The 943-nt window shown below is 54.5% G+C and carries 1 protein-coding gene; it reads left to right on the forward strand.

The features are described from left to right. Positions 1 to 178: 178 nt before the first annotated feature. Positions 179 to 772, forward strand: coding sequence for a hypothetical protein (locus tag B5G37_RS14675; RefSeq protein WP_087258986.1), 594 nt, complete (start codon positions 179 to 181; stop codon positions 770 to 772). Positions 773 to 943 lie beyond the last annotated feature (171 nt).

Raw genomic sequence — 943 nt, forward strand, 5'->3', positions numbered from 1 at the left:
CGGATTCACGGACCTAGCGAAAATAAACTGCTACTATCAATTTAGGAAAGAAGACAATTCGACTGCTGATATTCAGAAAAATCTGGCTGTAACTGTTAATAACGGTAAATTCAAGTTTGGTTTATCTGTTCCGGCCTCAGCCTCTTACGTCCATATAGGTCTTGGGCAATATCCCTATGTGGAAAATTACTACATAGAGAATGTAAAACTCGAAATCGGTAACAAAGCCACCGACTGGACCCCTGCGCCCGAGGACACACAGGGCGAAATTGACGACCTGAAGGACACCACGGCCAACCAGGGCCAAATCATCCAAACCCAGGAATCCCGCCTGTCCGATTTGGAGATCAACACCAACGCCATCACCGCCACGGTGCAGCGGGTACAGACCGAGACCAAGACCTCTCTGGAAGGTGTGGAGAAATCGGTGCAGGAGCTGACCGAGCAGGTCAGCCTTTCCCTCACCTCGGACCAGGTGAACATCGCCATCGAAAAGAAACTTTCGGAGGGGGTGGAGACGGTAAAAACCGCCACCGGATTCACCTTTGACGAGGAAGGGCTCACGGTGAGCAAGACTGGCTCCGAGATGTCCACCAAGGTCACCGAGGACGGCATGGAGGTCAGCCAAAACAACACCCCGGTTCTGGTGGCGGATTCCCAGGGAGTCCAGGCCACCAACCTCAATGCTAACACCTATCTCATCATCAGCGGAAAAGCCAGACTGGAAGCATACGGGACAGACCGGGTGGCCTGTTACTGGATCGGAGGATAACCCATGGCACTATCAGGAAGTTTAACCACCAACGCCTACGGCGGGGTGCGCGCCCTCACACTCACCTGGAGCGCCACCCAGTCGGTGAGCGGCAACACATCCACCGTCAACTGGACCTTGTCCGGGTCCGGGTCCACGGCCAACAACAACCCGTGGTACATGACGGGGCCT

This window comes from Pseudoflavonifractor sp. An85 (assembly GCF_002161235.1).
Lineage (GTDB): Bacteria > Bacillota > Clostridia > Oscillospirales > Oscillospiraceae > Enterenecus.